Raw genomic sequence first — 22171 nt, forward strand, 5'->3', positions numbered from 1 at the left:
GCAGCGGGAGAAGGGAACGGCTGGACGGGCACGAACGGCCGACTGGAGGATTACATACGATGCAGTATGTTTACCGACTCGTCCCAAGCGACTCCCCGCGGCGCCGGGAACCGGTCAGACGCTGGGGGAGTCCGGGCCCGTGAGGAGCGAAACGACGTGTTGAAACCTGCGGCGTCGGAGTTGAAGACGTGAACCGGAACGACCGGGCGATTACGGGGCTGGTGATGGTCGCACACGCGATGGTCCACACGTACGAGCTGTCGCTCCCGCTGTTGCTCCCGGTCTGGCAGGCCGAGTTCTCGACGGTCGCGCTCCCCACAGGGACGCTCGCAGTCACGGGGTTCGTGATGGGTGTCGTCCTCACGATGGGATACGCTCCCTTCGGGCTGGGCGCGCTCCCCGGCGGCGTCCTCGCGGACGCCTACGGCTCGCGCCGACTCATCCTCGCCTGTCTCGTCGGGATGGGGGCCTCGTTCCTCCTGCTGGCGGTTTCGCCCGGACTCATCGCCATCGCGTTCGCACTGTTCGTCTGGGGTGTGGCGGCGTCGGTCTACCACCCGTCGGGGCTGGCGCTCATCTCGAAGGGCGTCGAGGAGCGTGGCTCCGCGTTCGCCTACCACGGGGTGGCGGGCAACCTCGGCATCGCACTGGGCCCGCTCGCCACCGCCCTGCTCCTGTTCGGCCTCGGTGACTGGCGCGTCGCCGTCGGCCTGCTGGCACTCCCGGCGCTCGTCGCGGCTATCGCGGCCGCGCGCATCGACGTCGACGAGACGGCTGCTGTCGGGTCGGAGCCCGCGACCGACGGAGGGGCACCGGACGGCACGCCTGATGGCGAGGAGACCAGCGGCGACGCCCGGGCGTCGGGGTCGGTCGCCTCGCTCGGTGAGTTCCTCGCGGACTCGCGGCTCCTGTTCGGTGGCGCGTTCGTCCTCGTGTTCGCCGTCGTGATGCTCTCGGGACTCTACTACCGTGGCCTATTGACGTTCCTCCCCGAGATACTCGGTCGGTTCCCGTCGCTCGCTCCCATCGAGTTCGCCGGCCGCACGCTGGAACCGGAGCGGTACTTCTACGTCGGCCTACTGATGGTCGGCGTCGCCGGCCAGTACGCCGGCGGCCGCCTCACCGACCGGGTCCCGGTCGAGCTCGGACTCCTCGGCGGCTACGGCGCGCTCGCGGTGCTCGCCGTCCTCTTCCTCCCGGTCGCCACGATGGGGCTCGTTCCCCTCCTGGTGATGGGCGCGCTCGTCGGGTTCTTCCTGTTCGTCGTCCAGCCGTTCTACCAGGCGACGGTGGCCGAGTACACGCCCGCCGGCGCGCGCGGGCTCTCGTACGGCTACACCTACCTCGGCGTGTTCGGCGTGGGGGCGCTCGGCGGTGCGGTCGCAGGTGGTGTCCTCACCTACGCGAACGACGCCGCCCTGTTCGCCGTGCTCGCCGGGTTCGGCGCGCTGGCGTCGCTGTGTGGTGCGGTGCTGTATCTGCGACGGTGAGAGTCGTCGACCAGCGACGCACTGCCGTACCGCCGGCCTCCCGCCACGACCCGCTGTGAGTCACCGAGAATCGAATCGTCACTCCGGTTCCGCTGGCGAGGGGTACCGCGATCAGCTGGTCATCGAGTCCTGACTCGCCGCGCAGTTGTTCGGGCCGAGTTCGAGTTGCAGGGCGACACGCTCGGGTGGCGACTCCACGCCGAGGTTCGTCCCGATGATCTGCTGGTAGTTCGACGGACGAGGCGGCATATCCGAGAGGACGAACTCGACGAACTCGTCCTCCGTCATCTCGAGGGCGTCCATCGACGCCCGGAGGTCACCCAGCGTCGCCGTGTACGTGCCGTCCTCGGCGGGCTCTGCACTGTCGCTGAAGTGCGCCGGGGCGACGATGGTGCTGTCCGGCAGGGAGAGTACCGTGTTCTGAAGCGTGTCGTACAGGAGCCTGGCAGCGTCCGCTGCGCCGTCCTCCCCGTCCTCGAGGTCGGGGCGGGCGACGCTCTCGGTGAACAGCCCGTCTCCCGTGAACAGGACATCCCCGACCTGGTAGGAGGTCATCCCCGAGGTGTGCCCCGGGGTGTGGACGACCTCGACCTCGGCCCCTCCGACCTCGAGGACATCGCCGTCCGAGACGGTGTCGTAGTCGATGTCGTATTCCACGCCTCGCTCCTCGGCGGCCACAGGGACGACCGCCGTCGCGTCGGTCGTCGAGGCGAGTGTCCGAACGCCCGAGATGTGGTCGGCGTGGATGTGGGTGTCGATTGCGTACTCGAGCGTCGCGCCGCGCTCGCGGGCGTCCTGCTGGTACCGGTCGGTGAATGCACGGAGTGGGTCGACGACGACAGCCTCGTCGCCGGCCACGACGAGGTACCCGAGGCATCCACTGGATGGTCGCCTGTATTGTATAATATCTGCACTACTACTGCTCTCGAGCGGCACCCCCTGGTAGAGGTACGCCCAGCCGTTCATCCCGTACGAGAGGTTCTCGGCCTCGATTCCGTACCGGTCGAGGTGGGCGGCGGCGGCCCGACTCGAGTTCCCGCTGGCGCACACCGTGACGACACGATTGTCGGTTGGCACGTCCTCCAGCATCGACCTGACCCGGGAGGTCTGAAGGCTCGCTATCGGGATGTTGACCGTAGTCACGTTCTCGCCGCCGTCGATATGCCACTCCTCGTACTGTCCGGGACCTCGAACGTCGATGATGGTCACGTTCTCGCCGCGCTCGATTGCGCCGTACAGTTCGTCGGGACTCAGTGTCGGAACTTGCATCTACGACGTAGTATCGGATGGACCTACATAAGCATATCCATAGTATTGTAGAATTCTCACAATATTGATGCTCCCGGCGCCCTCACCGGGGCACGGGCCAGTCGACTCGACGGGCGCGTGACGCGACCCTTTTGCTCCCGCACTCGCTACCCCGTCCCGTGCCCCCCGACATCTCAGTCGCCGTCGTGGACGCCGAGACGCCCGGCAACGTCGGGACCGTCGCCCGCGCGATGAAGAACTTCGGGCTCTCGGAGCTGCTGCTGGTCGACCCGCCGGAACTCGACCCCGAGGGTGAAGCGTACGGGATGGCAGGCCACGCCCGCGAGGACGTCCTCCCGAACGCCCGTCAGGTGACGTTCGACCATCTCGTCGAGAACTTCCACACCGTCGGCTGCACCGCGGTCACGAACGAGGACGCCCGCAAGCACGTCCGGTACCCGTTCCGCACGCCCGCGGACCTCGCCGACTCACTTCGCGGCGTCGAGGCCGACACCTGCATCGTGTTCGGCCGCGAGCGCGTCGGCCTCACCAACGACGAACTCGGCCGCCTCGACGAGGTGTGTGCCATCCCCGCCAGCGCTGACTACCCCGTCCTCAACCTCGGCCAGGCCGCGACCGTCGTCATCTACGAACTCCGGGAACTGACCGTCACCGAGACGCAGGTACCCGACGAAATCGAGCGCGCCGACGAGGCCGAGATCGAGGGGCTGCACGAGGAGTTCGCCCGCTACCTCGGCAACGTCAACCACCCCGAGGGGAAGCGGGCGAAGGCCCGGCGACTCCTCCGGCGCGTGCTGGGGCGTGCGCATCTGACCGGCCGCGAGGCCCGCACACTGCGGGGAATCCTCCGGCGAGGGAACGGCCTGCTCGAGCACCCCGAACGGCTCCGCCCGGGCGGGTCGGCCCCCGACGAGAGCGACGACGAGGCCTCCTGACCGCTCCCCACGAACGGGTGCCGGCCCGCAGTCAACCGCTCTGGACCCGGAGCTTCCCCGGCGTCAGGTCGAAGAAGGCCGTCTCGTACCCCTCGTGGCGGGCGACCTGCGGCGGCACCGTCACGCGGAGCCGGACCCGGTCGTCGGCCCGTAGCGACGGGAGCCCCGCACCGTAGTGGTAGCCCAGCTCGGGTCCGAGCGTCCGGGTCAGCGCTCCCTCGAACACCGTCTCCCCCTCGCGTTCGACGGTTGCCGTCAGCCCCATCGACGGGACCACGAGGCGGTTGTGGACCGTCCGGGCCGCGACCGCGAGGTAGGAATCGCCCGGGAGGTCGGGACGCGAGACGCCGAGCGCGGCGAGGTCGATGGCGCCGGTCCGCACCGTGCCCAGATGGCGTCCCGGCAGGTCGGCCGGCTCCGGGGTCGTCGAGGATGGCAGCACGTCCGGAACGGCCCGCGCGAGCGCGCCGGGGTCGCCCGCCCGGGAGACGCGCCGGCGCTCGATACGCTCGCGGTCGCGACGGCTGTAGTCGAACGCGACCGTGGCCGTCGCCGGGTCCGAGAGCCGCCCCGCGAACGCCCCAACGCGGCGGTTCTGCAACCCCCCGACCCGGACGCGGACGGTGTAGCGACCGTCGCCCGTCAGCGCGAAGTTGCCGCCGTAGTGAAAGCCCATCCGCTGGGCCAGCATCGGGTAGACCACCTCCTCGCTCACGAGGGCACCGTCTCGCGTGAGCTCGGCGGTGACGCCGGCCTCTGGAAGGACCAGTCTCGATTCTCGCTCCCAGACGGTGACCATCAGGTGACAGTTGTCGTCCGCGTCCACCTCGGTCCGCTGGCTCCGGGTGCCGGTGACGTTCCAGAACCGGCTCGGATACGAGTACGTGACCGCGACCCCGAACGGGCCCGCCGTCGTGGCATCGACCAGTTCCATCCCGAGGGCGAGCGTCGGCCGGTAGACCGTCTCCGGCCGGTAGTCGACGACTGGCGGCATCCGACCGCTCGAGCGCCGCTGGAACGGCATCCCACCGTAGACACAGCCCGCGGTCGCGGCGCTCCCCGCGAGTGCACTCGCCCGGAGGAACGCGCGCCGTCGCATCTCACTCGACGACGCGGAAGCCGCCCTTCATGCCGACCGAGAGGTGCGGCTCGCAGAAGTACCTGTAGTAACCCGGTTTCTGGACCGTCTTCTCGTAGGTGTAGCCCTCCGTGTTGGAGTAGCTGCTCTCCCAGTTCCGGTCTTCGAACACGACGACGTGCTGGCCGCCCTTCCCCGTCCACTCCCAGGTGATGGTCGTCCCCGGAGAGACGTCCATCTTGATAGGGTCGAAGTCGAAGCCGTCGCTGGCGCCGACCTTCACAGTCACCGCATCCTGTCCGGTCATATCGACCGGCTCGCCGTCGTCGTCGATGTCGCTGAAGTGGTCGCCGTATCCCCCGCCTCCCGACCCGCCCCCGATGCCGAGACAGCCGGCCAGTCCGCCCAGCGTGCCGGCACCGGCCGCCCGCGCGAGGAAACCACGGCGTCCGGTCGGTCGTCGCATACCGCCATCTCTCCCCCATCGAGTGATAAGAGTGACTCCTGTCTGGGTCGGTCGGTTAAGTGTCGGACCGCCAGTACCGCTCTGCTCTGCCCACCACTCGACCCCGGGCACGGCGGTCACTGTGCGTGGCCGAGTGGCGGATACGACGGGTGCTCGGATGATTACTTATCAATATCCCGGCTCTACAGGGGGTATTTTTAACCTCGGCTGGGGGCCTCTCCTCGGTATGACCGACGAACCGGAGCCAGCAACCGACGAGCGGGGACTCGCACGCCGGGACGTGTTGAAACTCGCAGGCTCGGCGAGCGCGGCCGGGACCGTCGCCGCCGTCGGTGGGGCCGCTGCCGCACCGACACAGAAGCGCGGCGACGTGCCCGCGAACCAGCCCGACCGCGGCGACCCCGCGGCATACGAGGACTACACCGTCCGGCGGGTGCCCGAGCAGTACGACACCATCCAGGCCGCCGTCAACGACGCCGAGGAGCGCGACCTCGTGCTGGTCGGGCCGGGCGTCTACAACGAGGCCGTCACCATCCAGGACACGAACGGGCTCACCATCCGCGGGACCGACCGGAACGAGGTCGTCCTCGACGGCGAGTTCCAGCGCCGCAACGGCATCACCGCTATCGGGACGAACGGGAGTCTCGAGGACATCGTGCTGGAGAACATGACCGCCCGGAACTACCAGTACAACGGCTTCTACTGGACGGGCGTCGACGGCTGGCGTGGCTCCTACCTCACGGCGCACAACAACCGGATGTACGGCATCTACGCGTTCGACTCGGTCAACGGCAAGTTCGAGCAGTCCTACGCGTCGGGCCACCGCGACAGCGGCTTCTACATCGGGCAGTGCTACCCCTGCCACGCCATCATCGACGACATCGTCTCGGAGGGGAACGCGGTCGGGTACAGCGGGACGAACGCCGGTGGCTACCTCACGCTGAAGAACTCCGTCTGGCGCGAGAACATGTCCGGCATCCTGCCGAACTCGCTGGACAGCGAGGAACTCGCCCCGCAGGGGACCGCCCGCATCGAGAACAACGTCGTCGAGCGGAACAACAACGTCGGTGCGCCCGCTCGCAAACTGGCGTACCCCGCGTTCGGTACGGGCATCAACATCGCCGGCGGCGTCGACAACGAGGTCGTCGGCAACGAGGTCCGCGACCACGTCAACTTCGGGCTCATCGCCTCCATCAACATCTCCGAGAACCTCTACAAGCCCGCGGACAACGTCTTCCGCGAGAACACCGTGGAGCGGTCCGGTCGCGCGGACCTCGCGGTCGGGGCGCCCTCCGGCGGCGGGAACCGCTTCGAGGCCAACGAGTACGATTCCTCGCGCCCGGCGGGACTGCAGGACGGCTTCGGCCTGCTGGGGAGCGATATCTGGCCGACGCTCGTGCTGGGCAAGCAGTTCCTGCAGGGCTTCGGCGAGCCGCCGCGCGGCGACTGGAAGGAGTACCCGCACCCCGACGACCAGCCCACCATGCCCGACCCCGAGTCGCCGCCGCGCGAGGCCGTCGCGGAGAAGGCCGAGGTCCAGTACGGACTCACGCCCGGCCGTGGTCCCGGTGCGGTCACGGGAGGTGAGCGGTGATGGCGGGGTCGACCGTCGAGCGGTTCGCGGCCGAGAACCGCCACGACACCGCCACGACCGCAGTCGTCGTCGCGTTCGCGGCCCTGTTCGGACTCTACGGTTCCTGGATGCTGGCCGACCTGCTTCCCCGTGCCCTCGGGTTCCTCCTGCCGGCACTGGTCGGGGGCTGGGTTTGTTACGGTCGCGCGGACCGCGGCTCGGTCGCGGCGGCCGGCTGCTACGGCCTCGCCGTGCTGGTCGTCCTGACGCCGGTCGCGCTGCAGGTGCCGTACGTGCTCAACAGCGGGATGGTGTCCAACGGCGGTGCGCTCTCGTTCTTCCAGCCGACGGACCTGGTCTTCCTGCTCATCTTCGTCGTCATCGCGGCGGTGCCGGCGCTCGTCGGGTTCTACCTGAACAACCGCGGCCACGTCCGCGAGCGCGTCAGTGGAGCCGTCGGAGGCGTCGCGGGGCGTATCCGGGGCTGACGCGGGCCACTGCTTCTCGCTTCGCCGCCGTCTCCAGCTTCGTTCACTCCGGGTGGCCGTAGCCCGCCAGGGCCGCGATGCCGTCGTCCGCGTTCGTGATGGCCTCGCGCAGCGCCGTCACGCCTGGCTTCTCGATACGCTCGGGGTTGGCCAGCACCCGGACCGTCTCCTCGCCGACGGGGACGAACGCCATCTCGAGCCGGTCGGCCGTCACGCGCAGGCCGAGGCCGGCGTCGGCCTTGCCCGCGAGCACTCGCCGAGCGGGGCTCTCGTGGGCCCGCGTGCCGGCGTCGAAGCCGTCGATTGCGTCGACGAGGTCGTGACGGTCGACGCCGCGCTCCTCGGCGAGGTCCCCCACGGCGTTCCCGAGCGTGGTCCGCAGTCCCGACGCCGAGGTTCGGTTGACGAAGCGCAGGTCGCGGTCGACGAGGTCCCCAAGGCCCTCGACGCCCTCGGGATTGTCGTCGGGGACGACGAGGCCCCACTCACGGGTCCACCGACCGAGTTCTTCGGCCTCGATGCTGACCTCGCCCGGGGCGCTCGTGACGGCCACGTCGGGAACGCCGTCCCGGAGCCGGCGGAGCCCCTCCCGCGAGCCGACACCCAGGTAGCGAGGTCGTTGTGTGGCCGATACCTCGTCCAGTAGCTCCGACAGCAGCGGGTCGTCCTCGCCCACGCCGAACAGTGTCGGCGGACGCACGTCCGGCGAGAACAGTTGCACTGCGACCGATTCGCCCTCGTCGAGGTACTCCACGTCCGGGTCGACGGCGACGACCCCGTCGGCCTCGACGAGCGAGGTGGTCGCGCCGCTCCCCTTGTCGACGGGGTAGACGAGCGTCTCGCCGTCGCCGTCGGTCACGAGGCCGGCCGGCATGTAGCGCAGTCGGCCCTCGCTGTAGCGTTCGGCGACGGCCATCCGCCCCTCGACAGTGGCTGTCTGTGCTTCGGGCAGGCCCGCCGCCTCGCGGATGGCGGGTGCGACGAAGGTCCGGAAGATGGTGAGCGCCGAGACGGGGTAGCCCGGCAGCCCGACGTACGCGCTGCCCTCCATCCGCCCGATGAGCATCGGCTTCCCGGGCTTGACGGCGACGCCGTGGAGCAGCAACTCGCCGCGCTCCTCGACGACGCGGTAGATGACGTCGACGGCCGAGGCCGACGTGGACCCGGAGGAGAGCACGAGGTCGCACTCCGCCGCGGCCTCGCGCAGGACGGACTCCATCGCGTCGTAGTCGTCACCGGCGTGGGGGTAGAGTCGGGCCTCGCCACCGGCGGCCTCGACCGCGGTGGCCGTGGTGTAGGAGTTCACGTCGTAGATCTGTCCGGCGTCGCTGTCGAGGTCGCCGCCCGGACGGACCAGTTCCTCGCCGGTCGAGACGATGCCGACCGTGGGGCGGCCACGGACGGGTACCTCGTCGACGCCGAGTGCGGCGAGCAGCCCGATTTCGCGGGGGCCGAGTTCCGTTCCGGGCCCCAGCGCCCGCTCGCCGGCGGCCACGTCCGCGCCCGCGAACATCACGCGGTCGCCCGGGGCGACCGAGGTGCGGACGAGCACGTCGTCGCCGTCTCTATCGGTTCGCTCCACCATCACCACCGCGTCGGTGTCCTCGGGGACGACCGCGCCCGTCGATATCTCGACGCAGGTGCCCTCCGGAACGTCGACGTCTGGTGCCTCGCCCGCGTGGACTTCACCGACGAGTTCCAGCCGGACGGGGTCGGCTTCGTCGGCGCCGAACGTGTCGCTCGCGTGGACGGCGTACCCGTCGACGCTCGCGCGGTCGAATCCGGGCACGTCGATGGCGGCGTCGATACGCTCGTGGAGGACCCGGCCGCGTGCTTCACGCAGCGGGACCGTCTCGCTGTCGGGCGTGAGGTCCAGGGACGCGATGGCCGCCCGTGCCTCCTCGGGTTGTGCCAGGTCCCTGAACTCCTTCCGCTCGCTCATGCGACGGGGTTGGGCCGGGGGCGTAATGAAGGGGTGGACCCGCGAGCAACGGGCAGTTCGTGCGACTGTTCGTCTGATATCGCTGTTGCTGCGTGGGAATTCGCGGAGTTGGTCGAAAAAGTCAGCTATTATCCCAAAATCAGGCCTCGACGGCCAGTCCGGACTCGCGCAGCGCCTCGTCGGGGTCGGCGTCCTCGTGGACGACCAGGCTGACCGCGCGGGTCATCGCCTCGGGGTCGTCGTGCTGGAAGATGGTCCGGCCCATCGAGACGCCGGCGGCGCCGCCGTCCATCGCGCCGCGGACATCGGCCAGCGTCTCGCGGTCGGTGTCGGGTTCGCCGCCCGCGATGACGACCGGCAGGCGCGTCGACTCGCAGACGTGCTCGTAGCTCTCGGCGTCGCCGGAGTAGGCCGTCTTCACCACGTCCGCGCCGAGTTCCTCGCCCAGCCGGACCGCGTGGCCCAGCGCCTCGGGGTCGTGCTCGTCGACGCCCGGTCCGCGAGCGTACGTCATCGCGAGCACGGGGAGGCCGTAGTCGTCGGCCACGGTCGTCAGCTCGGCGAGTTCCTCGATCTGGCCGGGCTCGTGGTCCGAGCCGACGTTGATGTGGAAGGAGACGGCGTCCGCGCCCGCACGGATGGCGTCCTTGACGCTGCCCGTGGTGCGCTTGTCGTTCGTGTCCGGGCCCACGACGGTCGAGCCGTTGAGGTGGACGATGTAGCCCGCACCGTTCTTGTGGGGGTGGACCCGCGGGGCGATACCCTTCTGCGTGAGGACCGAGTCCGCACCGCCACGCGTGATGGCGTCGATGGTCGATTCGATGTCCTTCAGGCCTGTCACCGCGCCGAGTGTGATGCCGTGGTCCATCGGAACCACGACGTATCGCCCGTCCGTCCCGATGCGGTCCAGACGGGCCGTCTTCCCTGCATCCATGTTACCTGACGGTGTGGCAGGTACGAACAAGGGCGTTCCGGTCGGGGCCGACGTTGCGGGGATATGTGGGTGGTGGTGTACGGTACTGTCCACCCTGTTCGAGGGATGTCACCGTAGACGACCCGCTGAAAGCCCCCGGTCGCTGGCGCGGTCGAGCGACGCGTGCCGAAAACCAGGTGTGTCCGTTCCGTCCGTCAGTCCGCCTGCGACGCTTCCGTCTCGGTGCCCGCCAGCGCACCCTCCTTCAGCTCGCGGCCGAGTTCCTCCAGTTCGGCGGCGGTCTCCGCGACCGGCCGGTCCGTCTCGTGGCCCTCGGCGACGATGTCGACCAGCGCGCTCCCGACGATGACGCCGTCGGCGCCCGCCGCGATGACATCGCGGGCCTGCTCGAACGAGGAGATGCCGAAGCCCACGGCGCGGGGAAGGTCGGTCCCGGTCTCGGCGACGCGCGCGAGCGACTCGCTCGTCCGGTCGGAGACGCTCGCGCGGGCGCCCGTCACGCCCAGTCGCGCCTGGATGTAGAGGTAGCCCGAGGAGAGGTCGACCAGCCGCTGGAGCCGCTCCTCGCCCGTCGTCGGCGCGACGATGGAGACGAGGTCGCGCCCGTGCTCGTCGCAGGCCTCGCGCAGCGGGCCGGCCTCCTCCGCCGGCAGGTCTGGCACGACGAAGCCGTCGATGCCCTCCGCGGCGGCCCGCTCGACGAACGGCTCGGGGCCCTCCTCGTCCCCGTAGCGGTAGATGAGGTTGTAGTAGGTCATACAGACCAGCGGGGTGTCCACGTCCAGCTCCGAGACGAACTCGAAGTAGCGCTCGACGGTCATGCCGCCCTCCAGCGCCCGGACGACGGCCTGCTGGATGGTCGGGCCCTCTGCGATGGGCTCGGAGAACGGCAGGCCGAGTTCGATGCAGTCCGCGCCCGCCCGCTCCAGGGCCTCGACGTACTCGAGCGAGGCCTCGTAGTTCGGGTCGCCGGCCGCGAGGTAGGGGACGAAGGCGGGCTCGCCGTCGAACGCCGCAGGGATGTGGCTCTGACCACTCATCGGAGGCCACCCTCCCCCTCGAACACGCCCATCTCCGGCGCGTTCGGCAGGTCGCGCGTCGCGGTCTCCTCGATGGCCGACTCGAGGTCCTTGTCGCCACGCCCGGAGACGTTGACGACGACGTACTCGCCGAGTTCCGAGGGGTCGTCGTGTTCCTCGAGATAGGCGAGCGCGTGGGCCGTCTCCAGTGCCGGGATGATGCCCTCGGCCTGTGAGAGCCGGTGGAACGCCTCCAGCGCTGCGTCGTCGTCGACGTTCACCGCGTCGACCCGGCCTTCGTCGACGAGGTTCGCCAGCTCGGGGCCGACACCGGCGTAATCGAGGCCGGAGGAGACCGAGTGGGACTCCATTATCTGTCCGTCAGCGTCCTGCAGGACCTTCGTCCGGGCGCCGTGGAGCACGCCCTCCGTGCCGGTCGAGAGCGACGCCGAGTTGGGCGCGACGCCGCGTTCCTCGTCGACAGCGAGCGAGGAGCCGCCCGCCTCGACGGCGTACAGGTCGACATCGTCCTCGGCGCCGGCTTCGTTGGTCGCCGGGTCCGTGCCGGGGAGCCCGCCGGCGTCGACGAACTCCGAGAAGATGCCCATCGTGTTCGAGCCACCGCCTGCGCACGCGACGACGGCGTCGGGGAGCCGGCCGAACGCGTCGATGGACTGGCGCTTCGTCTCCGCGCTGATGGGCCGGTGGAAGTCCCGGACCATCGACGGGAACGGGTGGGGACCGACGATGCTCCCGATGACGTAGTGGGTGGTCTCGACCGTCGTCGCCCAGTCGCGCATCGTTTCGTTGATGGCCTCCTTCAGCGTCCCGCGGCCGATGTCGACGGGGTTCACCTCGGCGCCGTTGATGCGCATCCGGAAGACGTTGGGGCGCTGGCGGTTGATGTCGCGCCGGCCCATGTATATCTCGCAGGGCATATCGAGGTGCGCGGCGGCCATCGCCGTCGCGGTGCCGTGCTGGCCGGCGCCGGTCTCGGCGACGATGCGCTCCTTGCCCATGTACTTCGCCAGCAGGCACTGGCCGAGCGCGTTGTTGAGCTTGTGTGCACCGCCGTGGAGCAGGTCCTCGCGCTTGAGGTACACCTCGACGCCGTAGCGCTCGCTCAACTGGTCGGCCCGGCCCAGCGGCGTGGGCCGGCCGCCGAAGTCTCGCAGGCGCTCGCGGAACTCGTCCATGAAGCCGTCCTCGTTGTCGAGGACGTAGCGTTCGTAGGCGTCGGTCAGCTCCTCGATGGCCGGCATCAGTGCCTCCGGGACGTACTGGCCGCCGTACTCCCCGAACTTGCCGTCACCGCCGCGTCGTTGTTGTTCGCTCATGATGAATCGCCACCCTCGGTGGGCATCGTCAGCCGCTTCGTGTTCGCGCGGACCGAGCCATCCATGATGGCCGACCCGACCAGCAGTCCGTCGGCGCCGGCCCGTCGCATCCGCGCGGCGTCCTCGACGGTACCGATGCCGCTCTCCGCAATCAGGGTGACGTTTGCGCGTTCCTCCGGGGACAGCGACGCCGCGACGCGCTCGAAGGTCGCGAGGTCGACCGCCAGGGCGGCGAGGTCGCGGTTGTTCACGCCCACGATATCCGCTCCTGCCGCGAGTGCCCGCTCCAGTTCGTCGGCGTCGTGGACCTCGACGAGCACCTGGAAGCCGCGCTCGCGGGCGGCCCGTAGCATCGGTTCGAGGTCGTCACCGAGGAAGCGGGCGATGAGCAGGACCACGTCGGACGCGACCGCATCGAGCTGCGCCTCGTGCAGGAGGAAGTCCTTCCGCAGGACTGGCACGTCCACCGCCTCGCGGACGCGTTCGAGCGCATCGGTCGAGCCACCGAAGTGCTCGGGTTCGGTCAGCACCGACAGCGCCGCCGCGCCGCCGGCGACCATCTCCTCGGCCAGCGCCACGGGGTCCTCGCGGCGTTCGCCCTCGGTCGTCGGCGAGGTCGGCTTCACCTCCGCGATGACCGGCACGCGCCCGTCCGCCTCCGCTACGGCGAACGCCTCGGGCAGCGACCGCGGCTCGACCGACACACGCTCGTCGCTCCCCCCGCGCTCGCGGGCCGCCGCCAGGATGGAACGCACGGCTGGTGCCAGCTCCTCGGTGGTATCCATTACTGTACACTGAGGGACGTATCTGTGCATAAGGCTTGCGGGACGCGGTTGCCGCCTGCCGGTCGACGGCCGTACTTCAATGCCCGGACATGACGGGAGGAATCTGTTTGACCGAACGGTCAGTCCATCGGGACGAATGCGACAACGGACTCTTGGTCGACGGTCACTCCTCCAGGGCATCGCGGGGGCGGGAGCGTTCACGGTCCTTCCGGGGACTGCCCGCGGTACCACGCCGCCGACCACGGACCCACACACGCGAGTGACGTTCGCGGCGGCGGTAGACGCGGTGGTGCCGCCGACACCTGACCTCCCGGAGAACGACGAGACGGACGCCGACGACGTGGACGACGGCAAGCAGTACGGCCACGTCGGCGAGGAGCACGTGCCCGGCGCTGTCGAGGTGGGCGTCGACGAGTACATGATCACCTACGTGAACTCGCTGCTGGGTATCGGGAGCGAGGAACTGGGGCTCACCGGTGAGCTTCGACTGGCCGAACTCGTGGGACTCGTCCTTGACGCCGCGGCGACCGAACTGGTCGCCCGCGGCGAGAACACGGTGCCGCTGGACCCGGGACGGGTCCTCGACCTGCTCGCCCTTCGGGACATCGCGGCGGACCCCCGGAGCCTGGCGGCCGGGCCGTTCGCGAAGCTCTCGCGGACGGACCGGCTCCGGGCGCTCGCCATGCTGGACGAGAAGGAACTCGACACCGCCGAACTCCCCGGTCCGCTCGTCGAGGCCGACGCCGGCCTGGTCCCGCAGCTCATCGTCGGCTTCTCCGAGGTCATCTACTACAGCGAGTGGCAGGGGTACGACGATATCGGCGGGCCCCCGAGCGAGCGGTCGCACCCGAACGACCCCGATTCGGTCCAGTCCTGGCGGCAGACCGGCTACCCCGGGTTCGAGGACGGCAACGCGGCGTTCCGGGGCTACTGGGGTGCCCCCGACTCGTCCCTCGGCGGTGGCCGGACCTGGAAGACCTACAAGGGACCACAGGGCCCCCGCCAGCTCACCTTCGAGTCGGGCGCGTTCCGCGAGAACGACTACGACACGAGCGACTACGAGGAGGTGTACCCGGAGACGGGCCGGACCGACGGCGACACGCCGGTCACAGACGTGACCGGCATCGTCCGCGGCGAGGACCCCGGCGACGCCCCCGGTGAGACCGGCAACCCGACGGGAACCGCCCCGGACCCCGACGCGTCCGGGACCGACGGCCCCGGCGACGGCGGAACCGACGATGCGGACGGCATGGACGACAGCGGGTTCATCGGCGGACGGACCGACGATGACGACGACGACGGCCTGCTCGGCGGTCTGCTCGGGGGTGACGACTGATGGTGGACCGTCGCTACGACGCGGTAATCGTCGGCGCGGGCGGTGACGGCCCGGTCGCGGCCTGGAAGCTCGCGGAGGCCGGTCTGGACGTTCTGCTGCTGGAGGCGGGGCCCTTCCACGGCAACGAGGAGTGGCCCCGCCCTCACGAGGAGGCCGGCGGGGAGTACTCCGACAGCGCGAGCGACCTCTCGGGCGAGCTGCTGGACGAGCAGTTCACGACACGCGAGTTCGAGATGACGGGGAAGCTCCTGTTCGGCCCGGCCGACCACGAGCGGGGACTCTGGTTCCGGAAGTTCCCCGGCGATGGCGCGCTGCTCCAGTGTGCCGGCGTCGGCGGCACGACGCTGCACTACACCGGCAACCACCCCCGGGCGTATCCGGCCGCCATCGACGAGCAGGGTCACTGGCCCGACGAGGTGTCGTACGCTGACCTCGTCCCGTACTACCAGGAGGTCGAGACGATGACTGAGGTCCAGCCGGCGCCCGTGACGAAGAAGGAGGAGCTGTTCTTCCAGGGCGCCGAGGAGGCCGGCTGGGACCTGCTGGACACGAAGAACGTCACGGAGCCGGGCTATCGCCCCCAGCCCAACGCCGTCCGGCAGCCCTCCGAGAAGCTCCACGTCTCGAACGACTACGACGGGAACTTCCGCCACCCCGCCGACCCCGATGCCGAGAACCCCGTCGAGGGCTCGACCGGCGCGCTGTCGATGATTGCGGGCAACCCGCATCCGAAGGGCGCGCCGTTCGAGGAGAAGGCCAAGCGCGCCTCGAACGTTAGCTTCGTCCCGGCCGCGCTCCGTGCCAGCGACGACCCCGAGAAGGGTGACGTGCACGTCCGGCCCAACGCGTTTGCCACCGACATCGAGGCCGACCGCGCGCTCGGGGACGCCCCCGTCGCGACCGGTGTCACCTTCCGTGACACCTGGACGGGACAGACGGAGTCCGTCGAGGCGGAGGTAGTCGTGCTGGCGGCGGGCGCCATCGAGACGCCGCGCCTCTACCTCAACAGCGGTCTGCCGCAGAACGGCTGGGTCGGCAAGGGGATGACCATCCACTTCGGCGACAACGTGATGGGGTTCTGGGAGTCCGCGGACGCCTACGCGGAACTGGAAGAGCGCGTCCACGACGAGGTGCCGCTGGAGGGCGACCCAACTGTGGACCAGCACAAGGGGCAGAACATCGCCGCCCGGTTCGATTACCCTGGACTGGGGATGCTCCAGACCACCGGAATCGGGCCCGGTGTCGGTGCGTTGCTCGGGTTCGGCGCCTCGGCGTCCGGGTTCAGCTTCCGCAACGACGTGGGTGACGCGCCCTGGGACTCGATGGGCCGCCTGACCGGCGAGGACCTGAAGTACCACCTCTCGCACTACGAGCGGAACCTGCCCGTCCTCGTGGTCACCGACGACCGGCCCCACCAGCGCAACGGCGTCTCCGTCGCGCCCGGTGCCGAGGACGAGCACGGCCCCATCCCGCTGGTGAACTACGTCCCCAGCGAGGGTGACGTCAAGCGCCGCGACCGGCTGGCGGAGATCTGCACGGAGATCCTCCGCGAGGCGGGTGCCGACCACATCCACCGCTCGGACTCGCCGCCTGCGGCACTGCACATCCACGGGACGATGCGGATGGGCACGCGCGGCGAGCGGGTCGTGGACACGGCGTGTGAATGCGTCGAGGTCGACCGGCTGTTCGTGGCCGACCACTCCGTCCTGCCGAACTCGCTGGGCGGGCCGAACCCGACGAACACCGGCCAGGCCATGGCGGCCCGGACGGCCGACCGCATCGTCGACCGCTACTTCTGACACCCGCGCGGCCCGGGGCGCCGCCCTCGCCGCACTGCCGCCGGAGCCGTCAGTACAAATACGTCCCCACATAGACGGCGACAGTCGTTAGCCGCTATTCTCCCATGCGAGGTGTACGGAGCGACCCGTCGGCCGGCAACGGCGAACACGTGGTGTGTCTCGGTGCGGGCGACGTACCGGTGGTGGGCAGGTCGACGGGCCACATGAACAATGCTAGGACGACCAGCGGACGACGGAGACGAGGAGCCGAACACGGACGAACAGCTCGACCGCCCGCCTCGGGTGGCCGGAGCCGACCGGACGGCTGACGACCGGCGGGCACACCCCTCGCGCCGGAGTCGGAGCCGGCGCGGGTTCCTCGGTGGCATGGCCGGGATGGGCGTCGGCGTCGGGACGGTGACGCCCGGGCGCGTGCTCCAGCAGGTAGAGGACCTGCTCACGCAGGTCGACGAGGAGGACCTGCCCGCCGACACGGACGCCGGGCCGCACGACCCACACACGGTGGCGACGTTCGAGGCCATCATCGACGCGGTCGTGCCGAACACGCGTGAGGCGGACGGTCACGACCCCGTCACGACGGACAAGGTCGGCGAGGAACTCGACGACATCCACCAGTACGGCGGCCTCGACACGGGGATGACCGGGATGTGCATCGACATCCTCAACGACTTCATGTCGCCCGAGGTCTCCCTGCCGAAGGTGACCAACACGGGCGAGACGGCGCCGCTCTCGGAGGCACTGGCGGCCATTCTGGACGTGGCGGCCAGCGAACTCGTCGCCCGGGGGGGAAATCAGGACACACCAGAGCCCGGTCGGTTCGGCCCCGCTGGCGGTCCGTTCGCCAGTCTCTCACGGGAGGACCGCTTCCGGGCCCTGTACGACGTGGAGAACCGGGCGAACCAGCTCGGCGAGGGCGAAGCGCAGGTGAGCGAGGCCGTCGGCATCGACAACGGTCGGTATAGCCGGACCGGGAGCTTCGTCGTCGCGCTGGCGGTCGTCTTCCCGCCCATCGTCTACTACAGCGACATGAACGCGTACGACGACTTCATCGACACCGCGCCCAGTGAACGCGATTTCGACCCCGAGGAATACAACAGCGCGCCCGAGGGATACGACACGCTGCTGGGGTGGGCCCAGACCGGCTATCCTGGCATCACCGAGGGACACGACGCGCTCCTGGGGTACGAACTCGAGATAGCCGAGGGCGGGGAGAACGAGGGCGAGTTCGTCGCAACCGGCGACGGGAAACAGCGGTCCGAGGGTGCGGGGCCGCGGAACGATACCGGCGAGGACACCTCCAGCACGGACAGCGACGGCGGGGACGGCCCGCTGGGCGGCCTGCTACCGAGCGACCCCGCGGGCCAGTTCACGGAGGGTGGATTCTGATGAGTACGAACACGAGCAACGACTTCGACGTCATCGTGGTGGGAGCCGGCGGCGACGGCCCCGCCTGTGCACAGCGACTCGGCGAGCGCGGCCTGAACGTTCTGGTGCTCGAGGCCGGGCCGTGGTACGGGAACGAGAAGTGGCCCCGACCCACGGAGAGCGGGGGGAAGGCGAAGGTGTCCTCCGACCCGGAGGACCTCTCGGGCGAACTGCTCGACGAGCAGTTCACGACCCGCGAGGCGGAGATGCTGGAGAAACTGGTCTGGGGCCCGGCCGACATCGAGCGGCCGCTCTGGTACCGCGAGCAGCCCGAGGATGGCCTCATCCTGCAGGTCGCCGGCGTCGGTGGGACGACGCTGCATTACACGGGCTGTCACCCGCGGGCGTATCCGAGTGCGTTCGAGACGGGCGGTGCTGCCGCCGGTGGCGAGGGGTGGGAGAAAGCGGGCGTCGGCTACGAGGACCTCGCCGTGATGGGCCCGGGGCCCGACGGCCCACAGGAGGAGGGCAAGTCCTACTACCGCACCGTCGAGGACCAGCTCGACATCTCGCCCGCGCCCACGACGCCGAAGGAGGAACTCTACTACCAGGGCGCCTCGAACATGGGCTTCGACCTGCTGGAGGGACGCGACGTGGAGGCCGAGGGATATCGACCCCAGCCCAATGCCATCACCCGACCCGACGGGAAGCTCAATGCCAATAAGGGAAAGAACCCGGACGACTACAGCGCCGACAGCGTCTCGGGCCACACGCTGGTCGGCACCGAGATTCCCGGCAACCCGCACCCGCGCGGCGCGGACTACGCGGACAAGGCCAAGAAGTCCAGCGCTATCGGCTTCGTCCCGGAGGCGCTGGAGACGGGCAACGTCACCATCCGGCCGAACGCCTTCGTGACCGAGGTCCTCCCCGAGGGCGGGCCCGGAAGTATCCAGGCGCGGGGCGTTCGGTTCCGCGACACGTGGACCGGCGATTCACGCATCGTCGAGGCCGACGCCGTCGTGCTGGCCGCGGGCGCCATCGAGACGCCGCGGCTGTGGCTCAACTCCCCGCTTCCGCGCAACGAGTGGGTCGGCCGGGGGCTGACCATCCACTTCGGCGAGGTCATCGTCGGCCAGTTCAGCAAGAAAGCACTGGAGGGTGTTATCGGCCAGGAGCAGATCGACCCCTGGGCCGGCGAACAGATCGCCGCCCGCTTCGACTGGCCGGGCTACGGCGGCGTCCAGACGTTCGGCGGCGCGCCGGGGACGACCGCACTCTCGTCGGTCTCGGGCTCGGCACAGACGTTCACGAGCGACATCCTCGAGGATGTCGGCGTCGAGGCCGACCCGTCGGAGCCGTGGGACACCCGCGGGCGCATCGCCGGCGAGGAGCTCAAGCGGTTCATGGGCGGCTACGACCGGATGCTCTCGCTGCAGATCATGACCGACGACGAGCCCCAGAAGCGCAACCGCGTCGAACTCGGCGGCTACGCCGACGAGCACGGGGCCGTCCCGAAGGTCACCTACACGCCGAGCGCCGACGACATCGAGAAGCGCAACGAGCTCTCGCGGCGCTGTGCGGACATCCTCCGCAGCGCCGTCCCGGACGGACTCGACCCCGACGAGCACGTCCACGTCCACCGGCTCGACGCCGGCCCCAGCGCCATCCACATCCACTCCACGATGCGGATGGGATTCGTGGCCGACGGGAACTGCGAGGCCTACGACGTCGACCGGCTGTTCATCGCCGACCACTCCGTCCTGCCGAACGGACTGGGCGGGCCGAACCCGACGAACACCGGCCAGGCACTCGCGATGCGTACGGGTGACCGTATCGCCGACCTCTACTTCGAGGACTGAGTGGCGGCCGCCGTCCGGCTCGCGCCCGCCGTTCCTGCTCCTTCACGCCTCACCTCGACCGCCAGCCTCGCCGTTCATCTGCCCACGTTGCGCGACTGTCGTGCCCAGTATTTCGACTATATGTCGATAATGTGTTATTTAATCGAGGTATGTCGCGATACTCGTGAGTAATCGGCGAGACAACAAGAGAGTGTGTGGAACGGGGACCCGAGGTGGGGGGACCAGTTGGGCGGGTCGTGTTGGCGGTGGGGCTCCTGTGTTGGGTAGGGAGACTACGAGGCGTCGGTCACGCGGGTTCCACGCGCCACGTGGTCGCGCTCGTGTACGACCACTTCTCGATCTCGAGGTCGGTCGCGGAGTCGCGGAGCTGGACCATCAGCGCGCCGATCTCCTTCGCGGAGAGGCCGACCTCGTCCGCGATGAACTTGCTCTTGAAGTAGAGCTCGCCGTCCTGTGCGCGCTCGCTCAGGTACGTCTGGAGTCGCTCGTACTTGCTCTCGGTCTCCGCGTCGTCGGAGGGGGACTGCGTGGTTGCGCTCATCTCTGACACCTCATCCCCGTCTTGCCACCACACCCCCATATAAACGCGAGTCGCTTGCCGTTACTTCGGCTCGTTTCGCCGGTCTCGGGGCGAAAAGAGTTCGTTTTACGACCTTTTCAGAATCCCTTAGAAGTTTTATCGAGTCTTCAGAATCTTTCGTTCGGTTGTGATAGCGTTCGTGAACGAGGGCCACTGCCGCGGTCTATTCCTGTTCGTAGGAATTGGAATAATCGGCCAGACGGGGGTCGCGCCCCGGAGCGCGCTCCTCTGTATGACAACGTTTGCCCTGGCATTCGGGGTGGTCACTCGCGCTCGTGGACCCAGAACGTCTCCGCCTCGGTGACCTCCTTCTTGAATATCGGAACCTCGTCTTTCAGCCGGTCGATGCCGTCCTCGACCGTCCGGAAGGCCTCCTCGCGGTGGCCGGCGAGGACGACAACGAAGACGATGTCCTCTCCGTCCGGGATGACACCAGTCCGGTGGTGGAGCCGGACCTCGAAGACGCCGTCGCGGGTCGCCAGTTCGTCCTCGATGGCACGCATCCGCGTCGCCGCGACCGCCTCGTACTTCTCGAACTCCAGGTACTGGGTGCGGTCATCGTCCGGGTCGTCACGCGCGCGAACGCGGCCAGTGAACGTGGCGATGGCGCCCGACCGGTCGGCGTCGGGTGCGCGTTTCACCTCGGCGACCAGCGATTCCAGGGTCTCGAACGGCTCCGTCTCCTCGATGGCGGCGACGAGGTCGGCCGTCGGCCCGTCCGGGTCCGCGACACGGGCGATGACCTCGCCCGGCGGCTCCGCGTCCCCGATGACGACCTTGGGCAGGTCGGCCTCCGGGAACCCGACGGCGAGCGCGTAGTCGTGGTCCGGTGCGAGGCGCTCGATGGCGTCCCGAAGCGACGGCCCCGGGCCGCTGGCCGCCCACGACTCGGCGCCCAGCCGGTAGGTGGTGTCGGCGGCGTCGATGCTAGCTGTTCCGGTAGCGGCCCCGCCGTCGGATGTCTCCGCCGAGGGTTGTCCCGCTCCGCTCGGCTCCCCGCCGTCCTCGGCGACCTGGTGGACGAGTCCGACCCGGCCAGCCAGCGCGTCGGCCAGCCGACCGGCCAGCCGGTCCGCGCCGGGGCCACAGACGACAACTGCGTGCATGAGCGATACCAGGTCGGCTCGGGGCTTGTATCCCCCGGGTAATCGGACGTTAAGCGGAAGCTTAACCGACCGGCCGGGGGTACGCTCGGACATGAAAGTAGTCGTCTCCGTCGGGGGGAGCGTCCTCGCGCCGGACCTGGCTGCCGACCGGGTCGCCGCGTACGGCGACGTGCTCGTGGACCTCGCCGCGGACCACGAGGTGGCCGCGGTCGTCGGTGGTGGGCGGGTCGCGCGCGAGTACATCGATGCGGCCCGCCAGCTGGGGGGCAACGAGATCGAACTCGACCAGCTCGGCATCGGCGTGACGCGCCTGAACGCCCGTCTGCTCGGTGCCGCGATGGAGGGTCCTGTCAAGCCACCCGAGGAGTACGACGCCGCTGCCGAGGCGCTGCGCCGTGACGGTCTCGTCGTGATGGGTGGGGTCGTGCCCGGGCAGACCACCGACGCCGTCGCCGCGGCGCTGGCCGAGTACGTCGAGGCGGACCTGCTGGTGTACGCCACGTCGGTGCCCGGCGTGTTCGACGCGGACCCCAACGAGGACCCCGACGCCGAGCGGTACGACCGCCTTCCCGCGGCGGAACTGGTCGAACTCGTCGCCTCGGGCGGCTCGCTCGGCTCTGCCGGCTCGAACGCCCCCATCGACCTCCTCGCGGCGAAGCTGGTCCAGCGCTCGGGCACGCGGACGCTCGTCCTCGACGGCGAGGACCCCGACCGCGTCCGCGGTGCGGTCCGTGACGGCGACTACGACGGCACCGAAATCGTCCCCGACGCGGAGGTGGAGTCGTGAGCGACGACTCCGGCCCGCCCGTC

19 protein-coding genes are annotated in these 22171 nt (G+C 69.6%); 9 read left to right on the forward strand and 10 right to left on the reverse strand.

Annotated elements, in window-relative coordinates; all coding sequences use genetic code 11:
- The first annotated feature begins 188 nt into the window (after window positions 1–188).
- The gene (locus tag NL115_RS12955; protein WP_254829777.1) at window positions 189–1490 is read left to right on the forward strand and encodes an MFS transporter; all 1302 of its coding nucleotides are present in this window, start codon (window positions 189–191) and stop codon (window positions 1488–1490) included.
- Window positions 1491–1601: 111 nt separating this feature from the next.
- On the opposite strand, the gene NL115_RS12960 is transcribed toward NL115_RS12955, so the two are convergent.
- Window positions 1602–2759 carry an MBL fold metallo-hydrolase gene (locus tag NL115_RS12960; RefSeq protein WP_254829778.1) on the reverse strand — a complete coding sequence of 386 codons (1158 nt, stop codon included), beginning with the start codon at window positions 2757–2759 and terminating at the stop codon, window positions 1602–1604.
- 158 nt (window positions 2760–2917) lie between these two features.
- Between NL115_RS12960 and NL115_RS12965 the strand changes: the two genes are divergently transcribed.
- Window positions 2918–3694 carry an RNA methyltransferase gene (locus NL115_RS12965; protein ID WP_254829779.1) on the forward strand — a complete coding sequence of 259 codons (777 nt, stop codon included), beginning with the start codon at window positions 2918–2920 and terminating at the stop codon, window positions 3692–3694.
- Between the two features lie 31 nt (window positions 3695–3725).
- Here NL115_RS12965 and NL115_RS12970 read toward each other — a convergent pair whose 3' ends face one another.
- A complete protein-coding gene (locus NL115_RS12970) occupies window positions 3726–4793 on the reverse strand; it encodes an iron transporter (RefSeq protein ID WP_254829780.1) in 1068 nt (355 codons plus the stop codon).
- Between the two features lies 1 nt (window position 4794).
- Window positions 4795–5238 (reverse strand): halocyanin domain-containing protein, encoded by a 444-nt coding sequence (locus tag NL115_RS12975; RefSeq protein WP_254829781.1) that lies wholly within the window; start codon window positions 5236–5238, stop codon window positions 4795–4797.
- Between the two features lie 226 nt (window positions 5239–5464).
- Between NL115_RS12975 and NL115_RS12980 the strand changes: the two genes are divergently transcribed.
- Complete coding sequence (locus NL115_RS12980; protein WP_254829782.1) at window positions 5465–6832, forward strand: right-handed parallel beta-helix repeat-containing protein; 1368 nt, start codon at window positions 5465–5467, stop codon at window positions 6830–6832.
- Window positions 6832–7299 (forward strand): hypothetical protein, encoded by a 468-nt coding sequence (locus tag NL115_RS12985; protein WP_254829783.1) that lies wholly within the window; start codon window positions 6832–6834, stop codon window positions 7297–7299. Before NL115_RS12980 ends, NL115_RS12985 begins: the two co-directional genes overlap by 1 nt.
- Window positions 7300–7342: 43 nt before the next feature.
- Here the strand turns inward: NL115_RS12985 and NL115_RS12990 are convergent, their stop codons facing one another.
- The 5 genes from NL115_RS12990 to trpC all read right to left on the reverse strand — a co-directional run bounded on the left by NL115_RS12990 (window position 7343) and on the right by trpC (window position 13316).
- Entirely contained in the window at window positions 7343–9241 is a 1899-nt protein-coding gene (locus NL115_RS12990; protein WP_254829784.1) for a molybdopterin biosynthesis protein, read from the reverse strand.
- Window positions 9242–9380: 139 nt separating this feature from the next.
- Window positions 9381–10175 (reverse strand): 2-amino-3,7-dideoxy-D-threo-hept-6-ulosonate synthase, encoded by a 795-nt coding sequence (locus NL115_RS12995; RefSeq protein WP_254821372.1) that lies wholly within the window; start codon window positions 10173–10175, stop codon window positions 9381–9383.
- 194 nt (window positions 10176–10369) lie between these two features.
- Entirely contained in the window at window positions 10370–11215 is an 846-nt protein-coding gene (trpA, locus tag NL115_RS13000; RefSeq protein WP_254829785.1) for a tryptophan synthase subunit alpha, read from the reverse strand.
- A complete protein-coding gene (gene trpB, locus NL115_RS13005; protein WP_254829786.1) occupies window positions 11212–12531 on the reverse strand; it encodes a tryptophan synthase subunit beta in 1320 nt (439 codons plus the stop codon). Before trpB ends, trpA begins: the two co-directional genes overlap by 4 nt.
- A complete protein-coding gene (trpC, locus tag NL115_RS13010) occupies window positions 12528–13316 on the reverse strand; it encodes an indole-3-glycerol phosphate synthase (protein ID WP_254829787.1) in 789 nt (262 codons plus the stop codon). Before trpC ends, trpB begins: the two co-directional genes overlap by 4 nt.
- A gap of 136 nt (window positions 13317–13452) precedes the next feature.
- On the opposite strand from trpC, the gene NL115_RS13015 reads away from it, so the two are divergent.
- The 4 genes from NL115_RS13015 to NL115_RS13030 all read left to right on the forward strand — a co-directional run bounded on the left by NL115_RS13015 (window position 13453) and on the right by NL115_RS13030 (window position 19675).
- Entirely contained in the window at window positions 13453–14652 is a 1200-nt protein-coding gene (locus NL115_RS13015) for a hypothetical protein (protein WP_254829788.1), read from the forward strand.
- Complete coding sequence (locus NL115_RS13020) at window positions 14652–16451, forward strand: GMC oxidoreductase (protein WP_254829789.1); 1800 nt, start codon at window positions 14652–14654, stop codon at window positions 16449–16451. Before NL115_RS13015 ends, NL115_RS13020 begins: the two co-directional genes overlap by 1 nt.
- 210 nt (window positions 16452–16661) lie before the next feature.
- Entirely contained in the window at window positions 16662–17837 is a 1176-nt protein-coding gene (locus NL115_RS13025) for a hypothetical protein (protein WP_254829790.1), read from the forward strand.
- The gene (locus tag NL115_RS13030) at window positions 17837–19675 is read left to right on the forward strand and encodes a GMC oxidoreductase (RefSeq protein WP_254829791.1); all 1839 of its coding nucleotides are present in this window, start codon (window positions 17837–17839) and stop codon (window positions 19673–19675) included. The genes NL115_RS13025 and NL115_RS13030 overlap by 1 nt, the downstream gene beginning before the upstream one ends.
- 286 nt (window positions 19676–19961) lie before the next feature.
- Here NL115_RS13030 and NL115_RS13035 read toward each other — a convergent pair whose 3' ends face one another.
- Complete coding sequence (locus NL115_RS13035) at window positions 19962–20216, reverse strand: DUF7123 family protein (RefSeq protein ID WP_254829792.1); 255 nt, start codon at window positions 20214–20216, stop codon at window positions 19962–19964.
- 302 nt (window positions 20217–20518) lie between these two features.
- Window positions 20519–21361, reverse strand: coding sequence for a molybdopterin synthase (locus tag NL115_RS13040; protein WP_254829793.1), 843 nt, complete (start codon window positions 21359–21361; stop codon window positions 20519–20521).
- 91 nt (window positions 21362–21452) lie between these two features.
- On the opposite strand from NL115_RS13040, the gene pyrH reads away from it, so the two are divergent.
- On the forward strand, window positions 21453–22148 hold the full coding sequence (pyrH, locus tag NL115_RS13045; RefSeq protein WP_254829794.1) for a UMP kinase: 696 nt from the start codon (window positions 21453–21455) through the stop codon (window positions 22146–22148).
- Window positions 22149–22171 lie beyond the last annotated feature (23 nt).

It is taken from the genome of Haloglomus salinum (assembly GCF_024298825.1).
GTDB classification, from domain to species: domain Archaea; phylum Halobacteriota; class Halobacteria; order Halobacteriales; family Haloarculaceae; genus Haloglomus; species Haloglomus salinum.

Excerpts from the sequence above, each read along its gene's own strand:
- NL115_RS12960 (WP_254829778.1), bottom strand. The coding sequence starts at position 2,759 with ATGCAAGTTCCGACACTGAGTCCCGACGAACTGTACGGCGCAATCGAG.
- NL115_RS12970 (WP_254829780.1), bottom strand. The coding sequence starts at position 4,793 with ATGCGACGGCGCGCGTTCCTCCGGGCGAGTGCACTCGCGGGGAGCGCC.
- NL115_RS12975 (WP_254829781.1), bottom strand. The coding sequence starts at position 5,238 with ATGCGACGACCGACCGGACGCCGTGGTTTCCTCGCGCGGGCGGCCGGT.
- NL115_RS12980 (WP_254829782.1), top strand. The coding sequence starts at position 5,465 with ATGACCGACGAACCGGAGCCAGCAACCGACGAGCGGGGACTCGCACGC.
- NL115_RS12985 (WP_254829783.1), top strand. The coding sequence starts at position 6,832 with ATGGCGGGGTCGACCGTCGAGCGGTTCGCGGCCGAGAACCGCCACGAC.
- NL115_RS12990 (WP_254829784.1), bottom strand. The coding sequence starts at position 9,241 with ATGAGCGAGCGGAAGGAGTTCAGGGACCTGGCACAACCCGAGGAGGCA.
- NL115_RS12995 (WP_254821372.1), bottom strand. The coding sequence starts at position 10,175 with ATGGATGCAGGGAAGACGGCCCGTCTGGACCGCATCGGGACGGACGGG.
- trpA (WP_254829785.1), bottom strand. The coding sequence starts at position 11,215 with ATGAGTGGTCAGAGCCACATCCCTGCGGCGTTCGACGGCGAGCCCGCC.
- trpB (WP_254829786.1), bottom strand. The coding sequence starts at position 12,531 with ATGAGCGAACAACAACGACGCGGCGGTGACGGCAAGTTCGGGGAGTAC.
- trpC (WP_254829787.1), bottom strand. The coding sequence starts at position 13,316 with ATGGATACCACCGAGGAGCTGGCACCAGCCGTGCGTTCCATCCTGGCG.
- NL115_RS13015 (WP_254829788.1), top strand. The coding sequence starts at position 13,453 with ATGCGACAACGGACTCTTGGTCGACGGTCACTCCTCCAGGGCATCGCG.
- NL115_RS13020 (WP_254829789.1), top strand. The coding sequence starts at position 14,652 with ATGGTGGACCGTCGCTACGACGCGGTAATCGTCGGCGCGGGCGGTGAC.
- NL115_RS13025 (WP_254829790.1), top strand. The coding sequence starts at position 16,662 with ATGCTAGGACGACCAGCGGACGACGGAGACGAGGAGCCGAACACGGAC.
- NL115_RS13030 (WP_254829791.1), top strand. The coding sequence starts at position 17,837 with ATGAGTACGAACACGAGCAACGACTTCGACGTCATCGTGGTGGGAGCC.
- NL115_RS13035 (WP_254829792.1), bottom strand. The coding sequence starts at position 20,216 with ATGAGCGCAACCACGCAGTCCCCCTCCGACGACGCGGAGACCGAGAGC.
- NL115_RS13040 (WP_254829793.1), bottom strand. The coding sequence starts at position 21,361 with ATGCACGCAGTTGTCGTCTGTGGCCCCGGCGCGGACCGGCTGGCCGGT.
- pyrH (WP_254829794.1), top strand. The coding sequence starts at position 21,453 with ATGAAAGTAGTCGTCTCCGTCGGGGGGAGCGTCCTCGCGCCGGACCTG.